Below are 19816 nucleotides of genomic sequence, written 5' to 3'. Positions count from 1 at the left end.
CGGTTCCAGGAAGAAGCCCTCACCCAGTGACTCTCGGGTATTTCTATGCGCGAACAGTTAGAACAGCAGCAGTCCTGGCTTTACTTGGGGTTTATCTGTTTAGGGTTGAGCGTCGGCATATTGGCTCCTACGCTGACGTCATCGTTTGAACATTTTCTATGGCCTCTATTGGGCGTACTGCTGTACGCCACCTTCACGCAAATTCCGCTGTTACATATCAGGCAAAGCCTTACCGATATCCGCTTTATGGCGGCGCTGCTAACAGGCAATTTTATTGTTATTCCAGCTTTATTAGGGCTTTTAGTGCTATGGCTACCGCTTTCCCCTCCGGTAATCGCCGGGATGCTGCTAGTGCTTCTAGTGCCTTGCACCGATTGGTTTATTACCTTTACGCACTTAGGCAAAGGCGATGCCGCCCTCGCCATTGCAGCCACACCACTACTGCTACTGGTACAAATGGTCATGTTGCCAGTCTATCTATGGCTATTCTTAGGCGGCGAATGGTTCCAGCTAATCTTTTCTACACATCTGCTCAGTGCATTCACTGGGCTAATTTTGCTGCCCTTAGGATTGGCATGGCTGACGGAATTTGCCGCCCAGCGTTATCACACCATGAGACTCGCCATCGGGCATCTTGGCTACCTACCGGTACCACTGCTTGCTTTGGTGGTGTTGGTAATTGCAGCAACACAGGTCAATAGCGCGCAGGCACTTTCCCATGTATTCGTGCAGGTGGTATTTATTTTTACGGGTTACTTGGTGGTGGCAGCGATACTGGGAAAAATGCTTGGAAGGCTATTTAGACTTCCTGCAAGAAGTGCCCGAACCCTCGCCTTTAGCTTTGGTACGCGCAACTCTTTCGTTATGCTCCCCATCGCGCTTGCCCTGCCCAACGGTTGGCAGACTGTGGTGGTAGTGATTGTATTTCAGTCCCTAGTAGAACTATTTGGCATGGTGGCGTATTTACGTTGGCTCCCCAGTAAACTACTGCCTGATTAGCCACTAAAAAGCCGGCTCACTCAAGAAAATGAGGGCCGGCTGCGGAAGAGTACGCAAAAGCGAGCTAATCGGTAAGTGTTTACGAGCAGGGAGTTAGCGCAAAATCAGCACCGGTATCCGACTACTGCGTAGCATGGCAGTGGTGGTGCTACCTACTAGCAAATGGCGAATACGCGAATGACCGTAAGCCCCCATTACCAATAAATCGATCCCATGCTCGCCTTCATAGGTTTGCAGGGCGTCGTCCACATCGCCAGCGCGAATAGCGCCCTCTGCCTTGTGTCCAGCATCGTGCAACGTGCTTAGCGCCCACCCCAGCTGTAAGCGTGGCTCAACGGTGTCGGCACCCACAATCAGCACATGGCACTCTGCACCCGCAAACAGTGGTGAACGGGCCAGCATTTCCACGCCTTTGCGAGCGGTTTTGCTACCGTCAAACGCGATAAGTACCTTTTCAGGCTGCTTAAAGGTTTTCGGCACCATGAGTATCGGGCGATGCATTTCACGCACCGCACGTTCAAGGTTAGAGCCTAAGTGGCCACTGGCTTGGTGTGCAGTTTCGCCACGCTTACCAACCACCAGCAGGCGTATATCTTTTTCTAGCTCTACCAGGGTTTCAACCAGCGTGCCGTTAAGCTGACGGGTAACAGGGTCGTTAACCCCTCCTTCCACGGCTCGTGCTTTGGCGGCTTCCAGCATCAACTTGCCCTGCTCGCGATTCACCTTGGCGCGCTGTTCATCAAGCTCAGAAAGCTCTTTCATCAGGCGCTCGCGAGCACCAAAGCGCAGGTTGCCCGACAAGTTGTGCTCATCAGGCACTTGGGAGTGATTATCCACCACATGCACAAAGCTTAGTGGTGCACTGAGTGCCAAACTTGCCCACGCGGCGTAGTCGCATACACCTTCTGAAAACCGGGAACCGTCAATTGCAGCTAATACGTGTTCAGTCATCTCGCTCTCCTTGCGGTAATTAGTGGCCACCCATCAGCTTTTCAACTGCGGCTGGATCATTATGAACCGCATAACGATCTACCACTGTCGCACTGGCTTCGCTCAAACCCACCAGCTCTACCTCGGTACCTTCACGGCGGAATTTAATCACCACGCGGTCAAGCGCCTGAACAGCGGTAATATCCCAAAAGTGGGCTTTTGATAAGTTGATAGTGACCTTATCAATGCTCTCTTTGAAATCAAAGGCAGCAATAAAGCGCTCAGAGGAGGCAAAAAACACTTGGCCAACCACCTGATACTCACGCTCTTTGCCGGCAGCCACGTCTTTAGAACCGATGTACAGGATGTTGCCAACTTTGTTAGCAAAGAACATGGCTGCCAACAGCACGCCCACAAAGACACCAATCGCTAAGTTATGCGTCACAACGGTTACAATAACTGTAGCAGCCATTACAACGTTGGTGCTCATTGGGTGCTTTTTCAAATCACGGATCGACTCCCAGCTAAAGGTGCCAATCGAGACCATAATCATCACGGCAACCAGTGCTGCCATGGGGATCTGAGATACCCAATCAGAAAGAAATACCACCATCATCAGCAGTACTACACCGGCAATTAATGCTGAGAGCCGCGTGCGACCACCTGATTTAATGTTAATCACCGACTGACCAATCATCGCGCAACCTGCCATCCCTCCCATTAGGCCGGCACCAATATTGGCAATACCTTGGCCTTTACACTCACGATTTTTATCACTGGGCGTATCGGTCAGATCATCCACAATGGTGGCAGTCATCATCGATTCCAGAAGGCCTACCACAGTCAACATTAGCGCTGTTGGGAAAATAATCATCAGTGTTTCCAGGTTCAGCGGTACGTTAGGCCACAAGAACACGGGTAGTGTATCGGGCAACTCCCCCATATCACCAACGCTACGAATATCCATACCGCTCACCATATACACCACGGTAAGCACCACGATACACACCAGAGGAGAGGGGATCGATTTACCGATCACCGGAAGGTATGGGAAAAGATAAATAATGCCTAAACCCGCCATGGTCATCACGTATACGTGCCACGTCACATTGGTTAGCTCAGGCAGTTGCGCCATAAATATCAATATCGCCAGCGCATTCACAAAACCGGTAACTACCGAACGAGATACAAATCTCATCAATTCAGCAAGCTTCAGGTAACCCGCAATAATCTGTAATACCCCCGTCAACAGCGTTGCGGCCAGCAGGTATTCAAGGCCGTGCTCACGCACCAGAGTAACCATCAGCAGCGCCATGGCGCCGGTAGCCGCAGAAATCATACCTGGACGGCCACCCGTAAAGGCAATAATTACCGCGATACAAAACGAGGCATAAAGTCCTACTTTAGGGTCAACGCCCGCAATAATTGAGAACGCAATCGCCTCAGGAATTAGCGCCAGCGCGACGACAATACCTGAGAGCGTGTCGCCCTTAATATTAGAGAACCACTCTTGCTTACTGAAAAGTGTCATTCAGGGAGTCCATGGTTGAGGATGAATCACAACGCACCAACGCCGCGTTTAAAGCAGCAATATCGTGCGGGCTAATTATCAATAGGTATGGAGTACGCTACGTTACAGCGACATTTTTCGCGCCAGTAGCAAAAATTGGCCAAGACAAGCCGAACGCTGTTGTAACGCAATAAGCGCCATAGCGTTTTAGGAGGGGGATTACCTAGGGTGGAGTCATCAGCCCTGAGGTGGGCAGCAAAGAGGCTACCAGTAGGCGTTTCATTTCAATATTGCCTTATTAAATTTTTACGAAAAATCGATAAAGCGGCCATCTAAACCAGCTTTCGGAAAGCTGCAATGCAACAAGGCGCAAGATTCTACCAATAAAATTGCCATCATGCATCTTACATCCTAGACGTTTAGACGACGACTTCGGGATGACCTCTTACCTTGCATTGGCTTACCATAAGCCCCATTGGAGCCATTTTTCTTGCATAATATTCACTTGGCTAACAACGTTCACTTCAAAGGAGCAGCACATGAGTCAATCAATTGCAGTAATTAAGGGCGACGGTATTGGCCCCGAAATCATGGATGCTACCCTGCGTGTACTGGATGCTTTGGAGTGTGGTCTACATTACGATTTTGTTGATGCAGGACTCGCAGCTCTGGAAAAGCACGGCACGCTAATTCCTCAAGAATCGCTTGATGCGATTGAGAAATACGGCATCGCTCTAAAGGGCCCGCTGACCACCCCTATTGGTAAAGGCTTCTCCTCTATCAATGTTCAATTGCGCCGTCATTTCGACCTGTATGCGAACGTGCGCCCAGCCATCAGCTTCCCTGGCACACGCTCTCGCTACGAAGATATCGACATGATTACCGTACGGGAAAATACCGAAGGCGCCTACCTCTCCGATGGTCAGGAGATGATTGACGATGGCAACACCGGGATCTCGGTAATAAAAGTAACCCGCCATGGTTCCGAGCGCATCGTCCGTTACGCGTTTGAGCTAGCTAAAAACAATGGCCGCAAAAAAGTCACTGCTGTTCATAAGGCCAACATTATCAAAACCAGCTCAGGGCTATTTTTGGACGTAGCTCGGGAAATTGCTAAAGAGTATCCAGAGATCGAGTTTCAGGAAATGATCGTGGATAACGCTTGCATGCAGTTGGTAATGAACCCGCATCAGTTCGATGTGGTCGTTACTACTAACCTGTTTGGCGATATCCTCTCTGACTTGTGTGCAGGGTTAGTGGGCGGTTTGGGCTTAGCCCCCGGCGCTAACATTGGTGAAAAGGCAGCTATTTTTGAAGCGGTGCACGGCTCGGCACCGGATATTGCAGGGCAAAAAATAGCCAACCCTTGTGCGCTACTGCTGGCAGCAGCACAGATGCTTGATCACTTGGGCATGAATGAAAAAGGCGACGCTATTCGCCACGGTATTCGCGCAGTACTGGAAAATCGCCGCGATATGGTCACTCCCGATATGGGCGGCACCGGCACCACAGATACCTTTGCTCAAGCACTAGTGGAGCAGGTAACCACTTAGCAAAAGGGCGCGTACCCCCTCTCGCGGGAGGGGGCAGTCACCTTTCTGCATACCCCATAACAGGGAGCGTCTCCCCTGTTCTGTTCTGTTCTCACATCATCGCGGCACACAACAGCCGCGATGATGGCTATCAGCGTTAAAGAGATTGAGGCAATTGTGACTGAGATCCTGAAAGTCGCGCAGCAGGTCTTTCACTCAATTGGGCATCAAACTTTAGATACTGCTTAACAAAATAAACCCGCCAGTATAGGGGGCTGGCGGGCGGTGATATAACCATACTGCTCAAACAAACCAACTAGCTCAGTTTCGTTTTACGCAGGTAAGGCAGTACAGCATTGAACTCGCCAAATTTCTGCTTGGCTTCCTCATCGGATACGCTCGGGGGGATGATAACGTCTTGACCTAACGTCCAATCAGCAGGTGTGGCAATACCATGTTTAACCGTGGTTTGCAGCGCATCCAAAGCACGCAATATTTCGGCGAAATTACGCCCTACGGTCATTGGATAAGTCATGGAAAGCTTTAGCTGCTTATCTGGGCCAATGATAAACACCGAGCGCACGGTGGCACTATCAGCAGGGGTGCGACCATCGGGTAAATAGGCATCTTCCGGCAACATGTCGAAAAGTTTAGAAACGTGTAGCCCTTCATCGGCAATAATCGGAAAACCCACTCTACTACCGCTGAACTTTTCAATATCCCCTGCCCAGCGTTTATGGTCTTCAACACCATCAACAGAAACACCAATCACTTTGGTGTCGCGCTTTTCCCACTCAGCGCTTAACGTCGCTACTGCGCCGAACTCAGTGGTGCAGACAGGAGTAAAATCTTTCGGGTGAGAAAACAGGATCGCCCAACTATCGCCAATCCAGTCATGAAAACGAATCGGGCCTTGGCTAGTTTCTGCTTCGAAATCTGGCACTACCGCATTGATACGTAATGACATCGTTCCTCCTCATTAGGGTCAAGTGACCTTAATACCTTATATGACTTGCAACGCCTTCACTATAGAACGTTTTGTGCTAAGACAACACCCGCTCAGCATCCGTGCAAAGTGATTAATTTTGGCCTGTCTGAATAGCCCAAACCATTCACCACTGCCACTCACAGCGCGCAACCGCATCGTGGGCATGCAAGCTTTCCGCATGAACGACTTTAAGCTGAAACCCTGAGATAGCGTCCATACTTCTAAGCATGCGCTCCAAACGTTTTGCCGCATCTTCGCAAAACATCAGGTTCTGACCATTAGCCAGCGCAAAGGCCTGTTCATCGATGCGCTTAACCGCTGTTTGCAGTGCGGTCCCTAAGGCTTTCTCAATACGTTCAATCAACGCTGCTAGCGGTATATCGTCACTCTCCTTTAGCCGTACAGAGCAATGGGCGTAACTGCGCTGGCTGTGGGGAGTGGCGAGAATGCCCTCTTCGCTGCCTAACCAAGCAAGCACTGACTGTTTGGTTAGCGGTATATCGTCAAAATCCTCCGCAAAGGCTTGCTGAATTAACTGTCTAGCCAACGCAGCGGAGCAGGGGCACGTGGAGGAGTACCCCACAGAGACGTCTAGCTCAAGCTGAAATCCGGATGGTGTAAGCTGACCACGCAGCGTAAAGGGGTAACTTTTCCACCCAGATAGAGGGCTAATCAGCGCGTCTCGCTTAAGTAGGACCTCACCACTGAAGGTCAGGTAAGCATGTTCAGACAACCCTTGATGGCTATCCAAAAAAGCCCCAAGAACGCGCTGAATCGAAGTTTGTGTCAGTGATTGATGCTCTAAAGACTCGAGCGCCATATAAAGCCGCGACATATGAATGCCACGGACCTCAGCGGCCTCCAGGCTTACCCCAGCTGAGACCTTGGCATTTACCAAGCTGCCTGCCAACGCCACAGGTAATGCAATACCTTCCATCCCTACCCAGGAAAGCGTACCCGGTAAACAAGTGGGCTGTTGAGCAATATCGGGTAAGGTAAGCGCCGTCATGGGTTGGCCTCGTTCGTGGATGTGGATGTGGTCGTTGATGAGCCAGCTGGTGCAAAAAAGCTATAAAGCTGGGCCACGGTGTCAGGTGCGACGTTTTGGGTGATAAAAACAAAACGTGAGATACGGTCAGTGACGCTATTAATAGGCAGTGGCGCCGGTGGGTGAAAAATATGCTGAACGCCGTGCAGCGCTAATGGCTCTTCACGGTCAGTCAGATGTACCACCGCTTTAATGCGCAGCATTTTTTCCCCCATAAAAGACATTAATAAATCTAACCAATTCTCCAGGGCGTCAGGGGTAATCGGCTCCTCAATGCAAAAGCAAAACGCATTAATATTCTCTCCATGGCGAGTGAGGGATGGCTGACTGCTTGGCGGCTCAAGCGTAGAGGCAACACCTGGTTGCTGTATCTCATCGCGCCCATGATCCGTGGCATGATGAAGCTGATAGCTTGATGATTTTAACCACTGCTCAACTTGATACCCTTGGGATGCACCTCGATAAAGCCCTGCCCCCACTAATAAATCGGGGGAAAGGTTGCCATTCACCACCTGCCACTGTTCTGCGGCCGGATTGAGTGACGCGAGCTGGTTGGCCAGCGGTGTTAAACACTCCTGATTAACCAAGTCAGTTTTAGTAATCAGAAGCCGATCAGCCACTGCCACTTGGCGCTGGGATTCCCGGTGTGCCTGAAGCGTTGCTTCCCCGTTTGCGGCATCCACACAGCACACCACACTATCAAGCTGAAAACGATGGGCCAGCCAATGGTCCGTCATCAACAGTTGTAGAATAGGCGCAGGGTCTGCAAGCCCCGTGGTTTCAATCACCACACGGGCAGGCGCGGGCTTGCCTTTAGCTAGCAGTTCATTAATTGCCTGCTGTAGTGTGCGGCTTAAGTCGCCCCGCAAGGTGCAGCATAAACAGCCGCTACTCATCTCTACTACTGCTTGCTCATCGCTGTGGGTAATAAGCTGATGGTCAAGACCAATATCCCCAAACTCGTTAATCACTACTAAGGTGTTGCGCATGGACGCCTGACGCACCCAGCGATTCAGTAAGGTCGTTTTACCACTACCTAAAAAGCCAGTGAGTACGTTAACAGGCGTTAGCGTAGTGAACTGCATTACTCCCCCCGCGTTTTGCGGTAATGATGCTCTTTTTGCTCTTGACGCTCTTTCGCCTCTATACAAAGTTTCGCTGTGGGCCGAAAGAGTAGCCGCGCAATACCGATGGGGTCCCCGGTCTCTTCACAGTAACCATATTCACCGTTTTCAATGCGTTTTAGCGCTGCATCGATATTATTGATTAAACGGCTTTCGCGGTCAGCTTGACGCAGTGCCAAGCTAAGCTCCTCTTCAAATGAGGCTTGATCCGCTTCGTCACTATCTCGTTCATGGGATGAAATAGCAGCCTTAACCTCTTTTAAATGCTCTTCAAGCTCCTTGCGCTCGTTTAGCAGTCGCTCACGAAAAAAAGCCAGCTGGGCGGCATTCATATACTCGTCATCTGACGAGGCCAATAGCGCGACCTCCTCAGCTTTTTGCTTGGCTACGGATTTAGCAGTGGTGACTGCTGCGTTGCTGGTTTGCTGAGTGGTATCAGGTTGCAATGTCTAGCCTCCTCTTGGTAAAAACGTTATAACATAACAAATAAAGCCCTGCGACCTATCTCTCTTAATCCCCCCTCATATAGGCGCAGCTTAGCCCAGGAAACAGGAGACCTAAATGCCAACACCTCTTTCACTCCAAGAGACGCCGCTTGAGGCACCTCAACACGCCGCCTTTGATACTGACATCAGCGTACTACCGCGGATTTTTGAAGACTCCGTCAATATCGCTATTTTCCACCGTGCACTGCCCGCAGAAATTGCGATGAGCGCTAATGCTCAATGTCGCACAACCCGAGATTGGCAGTACGCTTGGCTTGGCAGCCCTACAGACGCGCTAAAAGAAGATTTATATCGCAAATTGCCAGAGCCTTCCGCTGGTGAAGCTCTGATTGATGATGTTGTCACTATTGCAGAAGCCATTGCCTACCTATTCGATACCGACACCGTGGGGGTTAGGCTGCGCTTATTAACAGCCGCTATGTGCCCGCGTTTTCACTGCGATAACTTACCGGTGCGTTTAGTAACTACCTATACAGGGCCAGGCAGCGAGTGGTTACCAGAATATGCCATCGACCGCACCGGGCTAGGTGCGCCAACGCCTGACCGCCCAGAGATCGTACGTGACCCAAATGCCATTCAACGTCTGCAGGCTGGAGACATCGCGTTAATAAAAGGCAGTGGCTGGGAAGGTTGCGAAGAGCGTGGTTTGGTACATCGAAGCCCCTCTCTGGAGCAAGGACAAAAACGCCTGCTGCTGACAATTGATCCTGGTTGAGTAACACGCTGGCATTGCTATGCCCTCAGCAAACGGGCTACTAACTTACCTTTATAAACATAGCAGGACTCTGACATCGTTATGGCTGGCTATATAGCTCCAAAGCTAGCGAGAGAAGCCAGAATCCTTGGTATTTACTGTAACTACGAATCTGATTTTACAGGTGAGTTTGATGTTATAGCCTACTCTGCTCTTCCAAAAACGCCTCCAAGAGGAGGCGTTTAGTAGATCGTTCACACTTGCATTAACCGCTTACGCGAACACTTCCGTCCATTCACTACGCTTAGCTAACAAATTGCGGGCAAGCTCCTGAGCACCTTCCAGGCTATGGCTAGCGGCCCAACCACATTGCATTTCGTTACAAGCAGGCACTTCGGTAGCGGTAAGCACATCATTGAGCGTTTGCTCAATAATGCTTAGCACGCCGTTGTAGTCATCGTGGTTGATCAGCGCAATGTAAAAGCCGGTTTGACAACCCATAGGGCTGATATCGACCACTTTATCGGTATGGTTGCGGGAAAGCTCAGCCATTAAGTGCTCAAGAGAGTGCAGCGATGGCATCTCCATGTGCTCTTTATTCGGCTGGCAAATGCGCAGATCGTACTTATGGATACGGTCGCCATTTTGGCCTTCTTTAATATCGGCCAAACGCACATACGGTGCTTTTACCTTGGTATGGTCCAAATTAAAGCTTTCGACGTTCATTTTCTTTTCGGTCATGTTGGCTCCGCCTTCATCGTGTGTCGTGCACGTATTCTACACGCTTGCCATTTTTTACACCTTGGGTGCGTCGTAGTTCCACGGCTCATCGGTGTAAACGCACACGTTGGCATCTTCGATATCACCATCAGGAGACTCGACGTGCTTGGCGAAGAAGTCCTGAATTTCTTTGCGCTGGCAGTGTGCCTCGAACTCTTCGCGGCTCGCCCAAATTTCATGAAACACAATTGGGTAACTGGTGCCTGTGGCAAATGGGTTATCAATTTGCCGAGTTACGGTGTAGTGAATGCAAGCATCTTCACGATGGGTGTTTGGCTCTAGGCTTTGCAGTGCTTTAAACACCTCTTCCTCTTTACCGGCTTTGGGTTTGAAGCTTGCGATGCAATAGATTTTTTCCGACACGAGCGAATCCTTAAATATTGAGCGTACGCTATTATGCGGCTTCAGCAATCGGGTTCACAACCTAACGCAGCACCCATTCAGCCAGCGTTTCGAAATCAGGCACCGTTATTGATAGCTCCTACACTGACGAAGAAGAAAGTAGTGATGAAAGCGATCTTCTGCATGCAGCATTACTGCCCTCTTTAAAACAACGCCCTCTTCAAAACAGCGTCTTCTTCAAAAAAACGCCACTGCGAAACTACGCAGCGGCGCCTGGGTTACATCAACGCATTTAAACCGTAAAAGCAGCTTCTTGCTGGCCAGTTTGCAAATCGCCAGAGCGCACTAACTCATCGGTGATACGGTCTATCGCACGCTTGGCGCGGCCAATCATCTCGTCCACTTCATCGCGATTAATGGTCAGTGGTGGTGCAAAGCCGAGGATATCTCCCTGCGGCATGGCGCGGGCAATCAGATTCTCTTCCAGAGCAGCTGCCGCCACACGGGGGCCAACTTTGAGTGCAGGCTCGAAGTGTAGGCGCTGCTTGGCATCTGGTGAGAACTCCAGCGCCGCCATCAAACCAACACCACGTACATCACCCAGTAGCGGATGGCCTTCAAAGGTAGCTTTTAGCTGTTGCTGGAAGTAGCCGCCGGTCTCAGCAGCGTTACTTACCAGGTTTTCGCGCTCAATGATATCCAGGTTAGCCAGGCCTGCGGCACACCCAAGGGCGTGGCCAGAGTAGGTCCAACCGTGGCCGATGGGACCAAACTCACCGGTGCCCTGCTCAAGCACTTGCCAGACTTTTTCACCGACAATCACGCCGGAAAGCGGCTGGTAAGCGCTGGTTAAACCTTTAGCAATGGTGACCAAGTCAGGTTTCATATTGTAGTGGTGGCTACCAAAATCAGAGCCGGTACGGCCAAAGCCACATACCACTTCATCGGCAATTAGCAGTACATCGTACTTTTCCAATACCGCTTGAATAGCGTCCCAGTAACCTTCTGGCGGCGGCACAATACCACCCGTACCTAACACTGGCTCGCCGATAAAGGCGGCCACAGTATCTGGCCCCTCTTCCAGAATCATTGCTTCCAGCTTATCGGCGCAGTAAGCGGAGAACTCAAGCTCGGTCATACCGTGCTGTTCGGCGGCGCGCAGGTAGTAGTGCGGTGCTTCGGTATGGCGAATAGTGTCAATCGGTAGATCGAAGTGGTCATGGAACGCTTTCAGACCCGTTAGCGAGCCTGAGGCGATACCAGAACCGTGGTAGCCGCGCATGCGCGAGATGACTTTTTTCTTCTGCGGGCGGCCCAGAACATTGTTGTAGTAGCGTACGATCTTGAGCTGGGTTTCGTTGGCATCCGAGCCGGACATACCGTAGTACACCTTGGACATATTCATGCCAGCGATTTTCAGAATACGCTCGGAGAGCTCAATCTGCGGCTCGTTAGAGTGGCCTACGTAGGTGTGGTAGTAAGAGAGCTCCAGCGCTTGCTTGTAGATCGCCTCAGCAACTTCGGTGCGACCATAACCAATATTGACACAGTAAAGCCCTGCGAAACCGTCGATAAATTCACGGCCATCTTTATCGACAATATTGATTCCTTTACCGCCGGTAATCACACGGCCCGGCGCATCGCCGTGGGCGAAATCACGCAGGTGGGTAGAGGCGTGAAAGGTGACTTTACGGTCGCGTTCGATCAAATCCTGATGCAAGCTCATAGCGTTCTCTCTTTACAATAAACCTCCCCGCCTAGCGAGGAGGGTGTTTTAAATTATTTTTTCGGCTGCTAGCTAGCTGCCCGAGACTGAGCCCAAGGCTCCAAGGCAGTAATACTTGGTTTCGAGATACTCATCGATACCAGTGGCGCCGCCTTCACGGCCAAGGCCAGACTGCTTAACGCCACCAAAAGGTACTGGCGGACCGGTCATCTTTACCGAATTGACGCTGACCATGCCATACTCCAGCGCGCGCATCAGCTTCCAGATTCGGCGAATATCGTGGGTGTAGATATACGCAGCCAGGCCGTACTCGGTATCGTTGGCCATCTCAATGACCTCGTCATCGCTACTATAAGCGGTAATTCCGGCTACAGGTGCAAAGTTCTCTTCCCGCCAGACTTTCATGCGCGGCGTTACGCCTGTCAGCATTACTGGCATAAAGAAGTTCTCGCCAGGCGCCTGGCTTTGGTCCCCGCCGATCACAGTGGCTCCTTTTGAGATGGCATCGTCAACAATCGCCGCAGCTTTCTCCACCGCTTGGCGATGAATCAGCGGACCAAGGTCAATCTCGCCCTGTAAGCCATTGCCCACAGTAAGAGCCAGCATACGTTCACTGAAATGCTCAACGAACGCATCGTGAATAGACTCATGTACCAGTATTCGATTCGCTGCCAAGCAGTCCTGCCCTGCGGTTTGGAACTTAGCGTCGATTGCCGCGTAGGCAGCTTGCTTGGGATCCATATCTGGTCCCACAATAAACGGCGCGTTGCCGCCTAGTTCCAAGGAAAGCCGTTTAACGGTGTTAGCGCTTTGCTCGATTAACAAGCGCCCCACCCGGGTGGAACCGGTGAACGAGAGCGCCCGAATACGTGGCTCGCCGCAAAGGATTTTTGAGACTTCTGCGGGGTCACCCAGCACCACATTGAAAATGCCCGCCGGAATACCTGCGCGTTCCGCTAACTCAGCCAGCGCCAGCGCAGAAAACGGTGTCTCATTAGCAGGTTTTACAATTACTGGGCAGCCCGCAGCAAGCGCGGCCGCTGCTTTGCGGGTAATCATTGCCAGTGGAAAGTTCCAGGGCGTAATCATCGTCGCAATACCCACGGGTTCTTTAATGGTACCGAGCGAAGCGTTAGGAATATGGCTAGGAATAGTCTCTCCGTAAGTGCGTTTACCCTCTTCCGCGAACCAGCGTACAAAACTTGCACCGTACTCTACCTCACCACGAGCATCAGGCAGTGGCTTGCCCTGTTCAAGCGTCATAATAGTGGCGAGGTCTTCACGGTTAGCTTGAATTAAGTCATACCAAGCCAACAAGCGCTCGCAGCGCTCGTCAGCACGTAGGGCACGCCAGTGAACAAAAGCCGCTTCAGCAGCATCCACGGCAGCGGTAATTTGTTTGGCTTCCAGCAACGGGATATGCCCAATGGCTTCATTGGTGGCGGGGTCGTACACCGCTTCTTCGCGACCGCCTTCGCCGTGAGTCCACTTGCCATTTACATAAGCATACTGCCGAAACAAGCGCGGATCTGTTAAGCGTTTCGCGAGCGTGGTCGATAGTGTGGTCATGGGCACCTCCCCTGGTTGCTGCCAAACGTAGGCAACAAACCGTTGCATAAAAAAAGAGTGAATAGCTCGGCCTAAAGCCGAGCTGATTCGATGCATCTAGGGTAAGGGAGAGTCGCCACGAAGTGTTTTTGAAAACTGGGTCTTAACACACGACTTTTTTTGTCAGAGGGCGTTTAGCAGTGCTTTTTTTTTGCGGAACTTACAATCGCTTTTAGTGGGCTTGCAACAACAGGTAAGTATTTCATTAAAGAACGTCGTCAGTATCAATGCCGATTGGCACACGCTTAACGATTTTCGTCACAATATAGGTGAAGTAGCGCTCAATACCAGCGTCAGATACCAGCCACTTATCCATCAGGCGCTGATAACTATCAATGGTGCGGGCCTCAAACTTCACCAGATAATCCACTCCGCCCCCAACCGCCACGCACTCAGTAACTTCAGGGGTTTGCATTACCAGTGATTCAAAGCGGGCAAAGCTTTCGGCATTGTGCTGCTTGAGTTCGATTTGTACCCATACAGGGTTCCGCGGAACTAGCACGTCGGCGTTGATGCTCGCAGTGTACCCTTCGATAACCCCCGCCTTTTCCAGCCGTTTTACCCGCTCCCAACAGGGGCTGACCGAAAGGTTAATAGCTTCGGCCAGCTTTGACTTGGTAATTCGCCCATCACGGGAAAGGATGTCGAGGATTTTTAAATCATAGCGATCAAGTTTCATCATCCCAGGCGTCACGCCTCCAGGCGTTCAACAACATCGGCAATCACCGCAAGGGTATCCCCCATATTGATCAGCGATGGTGCCCGACGAGCCATTAAAATTCCATCACGCTCCGCGGTATAAGCCACTGGTGACGTACCGCTGCGGGTCATGTCATATACATAAGCGATGGTTTGGCCTTTTTTAACTTCGTCACCCAGCGCCACCAGCAGTTCAAGCACGCCTGAATGTTGGCTTTGCACGTAGCAACTGGCATCAGGCATATCGAGATACATCTGCCCGCCTTCAGGCATTTCCACTTCACCTTTTATCAAGCCATAGTGGATTAAGAAGTTGCGCACGCCGCGCTCGGCAATAGCAATGCTTTGAGGGGTAGAGGTACCGCCGCCACCAAGCTCGGTGGCTACAAACACTTTGCCCTGGCGCTCGCAGGCGGTATCAAACAGTTTTTCCGCATCCAGCTCAAACATCACCATGGCATAGGGAGCACCGAATGCTTTGGCTCCTTCCAGAGCGGCTTGCTGTTGGTTTTTATCATCCAGGATATGGGACGCGCCAAAGGGCAGGATATCCAACGTTCGACCACCAGAGTGCAGGTCGAGTACTACATCGCTCATCGGTACCAGCACGCGGGTGAAGTAGTCGGCAATTTGCGGCGTAACGCTGCCATTGGGATCGCCTGGAAAGCTGCGGTTCAGGTTGCCTTTATCCATTGGCGAGGTGCGCTTACCCGCCATCACTGCTGGGGTGTTCATGCACGGCACGATAATCACACGCCCGGTAACCTCTTCTGCCTTCAACATCGAAGAGAGCTTCAGCAGTGAGGTAATCCCTTCGTACTCATCGCCATGGTTACCGCCGGTAAGCAGCGCCGTGGGGCCTTCACCATTTTTGACCACAGTGACGGGGATCATCACCGCTCCCCAGGCCGACTCATCGGTTGAGATTGGCAGCTTTAAGAAGCCGTGCTGTACACCGTCAGCATCGAAATCAACGGTGGCAGAGATTGGGCTGGGCCGCAGTTGGTTCGCGTGAGAGGTCATTGCGTATTCCTTGTATGTTTTTCAAGCAACTACTTAACAAACAGCTGACGCGGAAAATTAGCCAGAGTTTCGCAGCCATCTTCAGTAATTAGAATACTTTCGGTGATTTCCAGCCCCCAATCCTCTACCCATAGGCCCGGCATAAAGTGGAATGTCATACCGGGCTTTAGGATGGTCTCATCCGAGGGGCGAAGGCTCATCGTGCGCTCGCCCCAATCGGGTGGGTAGGAAATACCAATAGGGTAGCCGCAGCGGGCACCGCCTCGGTCAAAGCCGTATTTATCCATAGCCGCCCCTAGCGCCATGGCAATATCCGCTGTGCGGTTACCAGGTTTTGCCACCGCCAGCCCATTTTCGATGCCTTCCAGCAGGGCCGACTCAGCACGAATAAAGTCAGTCGGCGGCGTTCCTAGAAAGACAGTACGCGACATCGGCGCGTGATAACGCTTAAACACCCCGGCAATTTCAAAAAAGGTACCTTCGCCTTTACGAAACGGCGTATCGTCCCAGGTCAGGTGCGGTGCTGCGGCATCTTTACCAGTCGGCAACATCGGTACGATGGCGGGGTAATCACCACCAAATACTTTGCCGTTTTCATCCACAAAGCCTTCAATCCCGACACGATAAATCTCGGATACCAGTTTACTCTTTGGTAAGCCCGGCTCAATCACTTCCAGAATGCGTGTATGCATGCCTTCGACTATTTTGGCAGCAATGCGCATATAGGCGATTTCCTGGGGAGACTTAATCGCCCGACACCAGTTCACCAAGGCATTAGCATCCATAAAACGCGCGTGGGGCAGTTCACGTAGCAAGCTTTGATATGCCTTGGCGGAAAAGTAGTAGTTATCCATCTCCATCCCTACCACGCCGGTATGCCAGCCACGATCAGGCATAATCGACTGAGCTAGATACTCCATGGGATGCATATCAGGGTTTTGGACGTAGTAATCCGGATAGTAAGTGATGTTATCAGGATGAATCCAACAGGTACGCAGTGCGCCGTTGGCATCCATTCGGCGGCCAAACCACACTGGCTCGCCTTCAAGGCCTACGAGCACACACTGATGAACATAAAACGACCAGCCATCATAGCCGGTCAGCCACGCCATATTGGAAGGGTCGCTGACGATCAGCACATCAATGCCGCGGCCAGCCATTTCTGCACGCACCTTCCACAGGCGGGTAGCATACTCTTCGCGCGTAAAGGGCAGGGAAACCTCAGTCATCGGGCAACTCGCCATCAAAGATCACTAAGAACCAGCACCGCAGCTTATTGTAAGCTAGACACTGGGCCGCAGGATCGACCTGGCCACCCCCGCAGTAGGCCCGCCAATGTCGTCTTAGGCCGATACTAGCACTCACCCTTGGTTGGTGGTCAAAGGCTTTATGACAAAAAGTACATACGGCATCGTTATTTGCACTAAGCAAGCTTGCAACGACCTTTAGTGCTCACCATCATGGCCTACAGTGATAACACTTTTATCCAGAGGGTAACGCGATGAAAATTGTTGTGCATATTGACGAGGCCGCACAGTGGCAGGAAGCTCTTTCTGAAGCACTACCAACAGCCACGGTCGTTACAAGCGAGGCTCCTGCGGATGAGCGTAAAGAGGCTGACTATCTCGCCATCTGGAAAGCCCCCGCGCACCTGATTCAGGAGCAAACTCAACTAAAGGGCATTATTAACCTGGGTGCAGGCGTGGATTACCTGCTGAAAACACCCGGTCTGCCCCGTGATGTACCCATCGTAAAGCTGCGTGACGCGGGTATGGGCGAGCTAATGGCCGACTATGCCCTCTATGGTGTGATGCACTTCTACCGCAGTATGGATCATTACGCCGAGCAACAGCCAAGCGCTCATTGGCAACCTCATGCAGTACCGGAGAAATCTCAGTGGCCGGTAGGCGTGCTAGGTCTGGGGGCAATTGGTCGCTTTGTGGCCAGCGCACTGCAGCAGGCTGGCTTCCCGGTACTGGGCTGGAGCCGTTCTCCTAAACAGATTAGCGGCGTGCACTGCTTTCATGGCGATGACGGACTTAACGAGCTACTCAGTCAAACACAGAGCCTGGTCACTATTCTCCCTGACACAGCTGCGACTAAACATATTCTCAACGCTGAGCGGCTGGCTCAACTGCCAAAAGGCGCCAGCGTGATCAACCCAGGCCGTGGCAGTCTCATCGATGAGCAGGCACTACTTAATGCACTGGGCCATGGCGACCAACAGGGGCATCTACGCGGTGCATTGTTAGACGTATTTAGTGAAGAGCCACTACCTGGCAACAATCCTCTGTGGCAACATCCCCGGGTGATTATCACTCCCCACATGGCGGCCCCTACGCCATTAAACGATGCTATTGACCAAGTGATTGCGTATCTTCACGCCTTCGAAACGGGTGAGCAGCTTGCTACCGTAAACCCAGACGCTGGCTATTGATGCTTACCACCACCTTCAATATGCTAATAATTATTGGGAACAAAGTGCCCACCATGGGCTCTTAAGGCAACACAGATAACGGAGGCTGGGCCTTTGCATAACGTTTCGTCACGTTCAGTCAAAAGTAAGCTAACAGGCACTACCGCCTTGATAGTTTGCGGCTTGGCCTTTTACGGTTCAGTCGCCGCCGATAGCGAGCCCAGGGCCGCTTCCCTCCCCCTGCCAACTCCTCAGCCTTTCGAAGCTCAATATCGGCTGGAAATTCGTGGCTGGCCCAGCGCGACCATTACCCATACACTCAGTAACGAAGGTTTTCATTGGCGAAGTGATATGCGTTTCTCCGTTGCTGTGGCACGAGGCCAGGAGCGCAGCCGCTTTATATTAGATGATAACGAAACTCGTCCGCTATTTTACAACAGCAGCTACTCGCTGTTTGGGATAGGTGATAGTTATCATCTAAGTGAAGCCGACCTTAGTTCGCCTGATCGGCAAACCGCACTGTTTGACCTATCACGCCGGGCAGGGCATGAAAACTGTACAGCAAGCGCTCCTTGTGAGATTGAATTTGTCGATCACAAGGGCCGAGATGAGCATTTTCAATATTATATGACCGAGCCAGGCACCATAAGAGTACCTGCAGGTCAGTTTGAGGCGCACCGAGTGACGCTAATTGATACCGAAAAACCTGATCGCCATTTACAGATTAACTTCCACCCAGACTGGCCTGGGCTAATCCTTTCTGCGGAATATCAAAAAGAAGGCCGCCGTGAAACACAGCTGACATTGACCAGCTTCAACCCAGACGGGGGCACGACGCCCTAAATGCTTTCTGGCTTATTAATTGTTTTATTACCGCTAGTACTCGGCTACTTGGTTCCGGTACGCTCCAAACAGATACAACAGCTGATAAACCGAGCCGTTAGCGGCTCGGTTTATTTGATCCTACTGTTTATGGGCATTAGCTTGGCGGGGCTTGAAAACCTTTCCAGCCAACTTTCACGCTTGGGCGGCAACGCCCTGCTGCTGTTTAGCATTACCACACTGTTTAATTTGGCAGCGCTGTGGTGGCTGTCTCAACGCTTGCCGTTAAAAGCAGGTAATTCGCCGATCGTAAAAGATGCGCCCACCAGCAAGCTAGCGGCTATGCAAGGCTCATTACTGCTCGTTGCGGTAGTGGCAGGCGGCGTTATTGTCGGTTTGCTATTAGGCCCAGCGTTGGGGGAACCCCTCTTCGCCACGGCTGACTGGCTAGCAGAGTGGGTGCTCTATCTACTGCTAGTGTTGATTGGCTGCCAACTGCGTAACTCCGGCATGCCATTAAAGCAGATCTTACTCAATCGCATGGGGTTAGCAATTGCCATAACCCTAGCCGTCAGTTCGTTATTGGCAGGATTAGTGGCCGCCCCGCTGCTCTCACTTAGCTGGAACGAAGGCCTAGCCATGGCCTCAGGCTTTGGCTGGTACTCGCTTTCGGCAATTCTGATTGGCGACCAGTTAGGCCCACTGATGGGCGGCGTGGCATTTTTTAATGACCTAACCCGCGAGCTTTTGGCGTTTGTTCTGATACCGCTAGTTATCCATCGCCACACCGCACTTGCGATTGGCTACGGCGGCGCCACGTCCATGGACTTCACCCTGCCCGTTATTCAACAGCATGGCGGCGTAGCCTGCGTCCCCATCGCCGTGGTTAGTGGGTTTATTCTTTCGCTGCTCTCCCCGCCGCTGATTCTGTTTTTTCTTTCGCTGTCGGGCTAGCCGTTCAGGCAATAGAGCAGACGTGCACGCTCTGCTTCGCCCATAGCAGACGGCATTTAATGGCTTGGAAGTCGCCTTAAAAGGCGGGCAGATCGGCAGTGAAAGCTACTTTACG

General features: G+C 51.6%; 19 protein-coding genes. 6 read left to right on the top strand and 13 right to left on the bottom strand.

The annotated features are described in order from the left end of the window. Nucleotides 1–45: 45 nt before the first annotated feature. On the top strand, nucleotides 46–999 hold the full coding sequence (locus tag CPA45_RS04830) for an arsenic resistance protein (RefSeq protein ID WP_096650479.1): 954 nt from the start codon (nucleotides 46–48) through the stop codon (nucleotides 997–999). Between the two features lie 93 nt (nucleotides 1000–1092). Here the strand turns inward: CPA45_RS04830 and CPA45_RS04825 are convergent, their stop codons facing one another. Together CPA45_RS04825 and CPA45_RS04820 are read right to left on the bottom strand one after the other, a co-directional pair. Further along, entirely contained in the window at nucleotides 1093–1950 is an 858-nt protein-coding gene (locus CPA45_RS04825) for a universal stress protein (RefSeq protein ID WP_096650478.1), read from the bottom strand. Between the two features lie 19 nt (nucleotides 1951–1969). Further along, nucleotides 1970–3460 carry a SulP family inorganic anion transporter gene (locus tag CPA45_RS04820; protein ID WP_096650477.1) on the bottom strand — a complete coding sequence of 497 codons (1491 nt, stop codon included), beginning with the start codon at nucleotides 3458–3460 and terminating at the stop codon, nucleotides 1970–1972. Nucleotides 3461–3978: 518 nt separating this feature from the next. On the opposite strand from CPA45_RS04820, the gene CPA45_RS04815 reads away from it, so the two are divergent. Continuing rightward, nucleotides 3979–4992: an isocitrate dehydrogenase gene (locus CPA45_RS04815; RefSeq protein WP_096650476.1), complete on the top strand. Its 1014-nt coding sequence runs from the start codon at nucleotides 3979–3981 to the stop codon at nucleotides 4990–4992. Between the two features lie 295 nt (nucleotides 4993–5287). Here the strand turns inward: CPA45_RS04815 and CPA45_RS04810 are convergent, their stop codons facing one another. From CPA45_RS04810 to dksA, 4 genes are all read right to left on the bottom strand, one after another. Continuing rightward, nucleotides 5288–5938: a peroxiredoxin gene (locus CPA45_RS04810; RefSeq protein ID WP_096650475.1), complete on the bottom strand. Its 651-nt coding sequence runs from the start codon at nucleotides 5936–5938 to the stop codon at nucleotides 5288–5290. 145 nt (nucleotides 5939–6083) lie between these two features. Then, nucleotides 6084–6968 carry a GTP cyclohydrolase FolE2 gene (gene folE2, locus CPA45_RS04805; RefSeq protein WP_096650474.1) on the bottom strand — a complete coding sequence of 295 codons (885 nt, stop codon included), beginning with the start codon at nucleotides 6966–6968 and terminating at the stop codon, nucleotides 6084–6086. Then, nucleotides 6965–8092: a CobW family GTP-binding protein gene (locus CPA45_RS04800; RefSeq protein ID WP_096650473.1), complete on the bottom strand. Its 1128-nt coding sequence runs from the start codon at nucleotides 8090–8092 to the stop codon at nucleotides 6965–6967. Before CPA45_RS04800 ends, folE2 begins: the two co-directional genes overlap by 4 nt. Further along, on the bottom strand, nucleotides 8092–8577 hold the full coding sequence (gene dksA / locus CPA45_RS04795) for an RNA polymerase-binding protein DksA (RefSeq protein ID WP_422822004.1): 486 nt from the start codon (nucleotides 8575–8577) through the stop codon (nucleotides 8092–8094). The genes CPA45_RS04800 and dksA overlap by 1 nt, the downstream gene beginning before the upstream one ends. A 115-nt stretch (nucleotides 8578–8692) precedes the next feature. Here dksA and CPA45_RS04790 point away from each other — a divergent pair, with 115 nt between their 5' ends. After that, nucleotides 8693–9352 carry a DUF1826 domain-containing protein gene (locus tag CPA45_RS04790; protein ID WP_096650472.1) on the top strand — a complete coding sequence of 220 codons (660 nt, stop codon included), beginning with the start codon at nucleotides 8693–8695 and terminating at the stop codon, nucleotides 9350–9352. Nucleotides 9353–9604: 252 nt separating this feature from the next. Here CPA45_RS04790 and CPA45_RS04785 read toward each other — a convergent pair whose 3' ends face one another. The 7 genes from CPA45_RS04785 to doeA form a co-directional block, all read right to left on the bottom strand. Then, nucleotides 9605–10072 (bottom strand): S-ribosylhomocysteine lyase, encoded by a 468-nt coding sequence (locus tag CPA45_RS04785; RefSeq protein WP_078088510.1) that lies wholly within the window; start codon nucleotides 10070–10072, stop codon nucleotides 9605–9607. 54 nt (nucleotides 10073–10126) lie between these two features. Then, nucleotides 10127–10474: a putative quinol monooxygenase gene (locus CPA45_RS04780; protein WP_078088511.1), complete on the bottom strand. Its 348-nt coding sequence runs from the start codon at nucleotides 10472–10474 to the stop codon at nucleotides 10127–10129. 271 nt (nucleotides 10475–10745) lie between these two features. Beyond that, a complete protein-coding gene (locus tag CPA45_RS04775) occupies nucleotides 10746–12179 on the bottom strand; it encodes an aspartate aminotransferase family protein (protein WP_096650471.1) in 1434 nt (477 codons plus the stop codon). A 72-nt stretch (nucleotides 12180–12251) separates the two neighbouring features. Then, nucleotides 12252–13748 carry an NAD-dependent succinate-semialdehyde dehydrogenase gene (locus CPA45_RS04770; RefSeq protein WP_096650470.1) on the bottom strand — a complete coding sequence of 499 codons (1497 nt, stop codon included), beginning with the start codon at nucleotides 13746–13748 and terminating at the stop codon, nucleotides 12252–12254. Nucleotides 13749–13992: 244 nt separating this feature from the next. Next, nucleotides 13993–14469: an Lrp/AsnC family transcriptional regulator gene (locus CPA45_RS04765; protein ID WP_096650469.1), complete on the bottom strand. Its 477-nt coding sequence runs from the start codon at nucleotides 14467–14469 to the stop codon at nucleotides 13993–13995. Nucleotides 14470–14477: 8 nt separating this feature from the next. Further along, the gene (gene doeB, locus CPA45_RS04760) at nucleotides 14478–15509 is read right to left on the bottom strand and encodes a N(2)-acetyl-L-2,4-diaminobutanoate deacetylase DoeB (protein ID WP_096650468.1); all 1032 of its coding nucleotides are present in this window, start codon (nucleotides 15507–15509) and stop codon (nucleotides 14478–14480) included. 29 nt (nucleotides 15510–15538) lie between these two features. Then, nucleotides 15539–16738, bottom strand: a complete 1200-nt coding sequence (gene doeA / locus CPA45_RS04755; RefSeq protein WP_096650467.1) for an ectoine hydrolase DoeA — start codon at nucleotides 16736–16738, stop codon at nucleotides 15539–15541. Nucleotides 16739–17010: 272 nt separating this feature from the next. On the opposite strand from doeA, the gene CPA45_RS04750 reads away from it, so the two are divergent. The 3 genes from CPA45_RS04750 to CPA45_RS04740 all read left to right on the top strand — a co-directional run bounded on the left by CPA45_RS04750 (nucleotide 17011) and on the right by CPA45_RS04740 (nucleotide 19701). Next, a complete protein-coding gene (locus tag CPA45_RS04750; RefSeq protein WP_096650466.1) occupies nucleotides 17011–17946 on the top strand; it encodes a 2-hydroxyacid dehydrogenase in 936 nt (311 codons plus the stop codon). Nucleotides 17947–18039: 93 nt separating this feature from the next. Further along, the gene (locus tag CPA45_RS04745) at nucleotides 18040–18768 is read left to right on the top strand and encodes a hypothetical protein (protein WP_244287526.1); all 729 of its coding nucleotides are present in this window, start codon (nucleotides 18040–18042) and stop codon (nucleotides 18766–18768) included. After that, nucleotides 18769–19701, top strand: coding sequence for a LysO family transporter (locus CPA45_RS04740; RefSeq protein ID WP_096650465.1), 933 nt, complete (start codon nucleotides 18769–18771; stop codon nucleotides 19699–19701). The last annotated feature ends 115 nt before the right edge of the window (nucleotides 19702–19816 follow it).

Source organism: Vreelandella nigrificans (assembly GCF_002374315.1).
Taxonomy (GTDB): domain Bacteria; phylum Pseudomonadota; class Gammaproteobacteria; order Pseudomonadales; family Halomonadaceae; genus Vreelandella; species Vreelandella nigrificans.
The sequence above is the reverse complement of the archived record's forward strand: the minus strand, read 5'-3'. Positions and strand labels throughout refer to the sequence as shown.

Coding starts and splice junctions, on each gene's coding strand:
- CPA45_RS04820 (WP_096650477.1), bottom strand. CDS start 3,460: ATGACACTTTTCAGTAAGCAAGAGTGGTTCTCTAATATTAAGGGCGAC.
- CPA45_RS04815 (WP_096650476.1), top strand. CDS start 3,979: ATGAGTCAATCAATTGCAGTAATTAAGGGCGACGGTATTGGCCCCGAA.
- CPA45_RS04775 (WP_096650471.1), bottom strand. CDS start 12,179: ATGAGCTTGCATCAGGATTTGATCGAACGCGACCGTAAAGTCACCTTT.
- CPA45_RS04740 (WP_096650465.1), top strand. CDS start 18,769: ATGCTTTCTGGCTTATTAATTGTTTTATTACCGCTAGTACTCGGCTAC.
- CPA45_RS04750 (WP_096650466.1), top strand. CDS start 17,011: ATGAAAATTGTTGTGCATATTGACGAGGCCGCACAGTGGCAGGAAGCT.
- CPA45_RS04810 (WP_096650475.1), bottom strand. CDS start 5,938: ATGTCATTACGTATCAATGCGGTAGTGCCAGATTTCGAAGCAGAAACT.
- CPA45_RS04770 (WP_096650470.1), bottom strand. CDS start 13,748: ATGACCACACTATCGACCACGCTCGCGAAACGCTTAACAGATCCGCGC.
- CPA45_RS04800 (WP_096650473.1), bottom strand. CDS start 8,092: ATGCAGTTCACTACGCTAACGCCTGTTAACGTACTCACTGGCTTTTTA.
- doeA (WP_096650467.1), bottom strand. CDS start 16,738: ATGACTGAGGTTTCCCTGCCCTTTACGCGCGAAGAGTATGCTACCCGC.
- folE2 (WP_096650474.1), bottom strand. CDS start 6,968: ATGACGGCGCTTACCTTACCCGATATTGCTCAACAGCCCACTTGTTTA.
- doeB (WP_096650468.1), bottom strand. CDS start 15,509: ATGACCTCTCACGCGAACCAACTGCGGCCCAGCCCAATCTCTGCCACC.
- CPA45_RS04830 (WP_096650479.1), top strand. CDS start 46: ATGCGCGAACAGTTAGAACAGCAGCAGTCCTGGCTTTACTTGGGGTTT.
- CPA45_RS04785 (WP_078088510.1), bottom strand. CDS start 10,072: ATGACCGAAAAGAAAATGAACGTCGAAAGCTTTAATTTGGACCATACC.
- CPA45_RS04825 (WP_096650478.1), bottom strand. CDS start 1,950: ATGACTGAACACGTATTAGCTGCAATTGACGGTTCCCGGTTTTCAGAA.
- CPA45_RS04790 (WP_096650472.1), top strand. CDS start 8,693: ATGCCAACACCTCTTTCACTCCAAGAGACGCCGCTTGAGGCACCTCAA.
- CPA45_RS04765 (WP_096650469.1), bottom strand. CDS start 14,469: ATGATGAAACTTGATCGCTATGATTTAAAAATCCTCGACATCCTTTCC.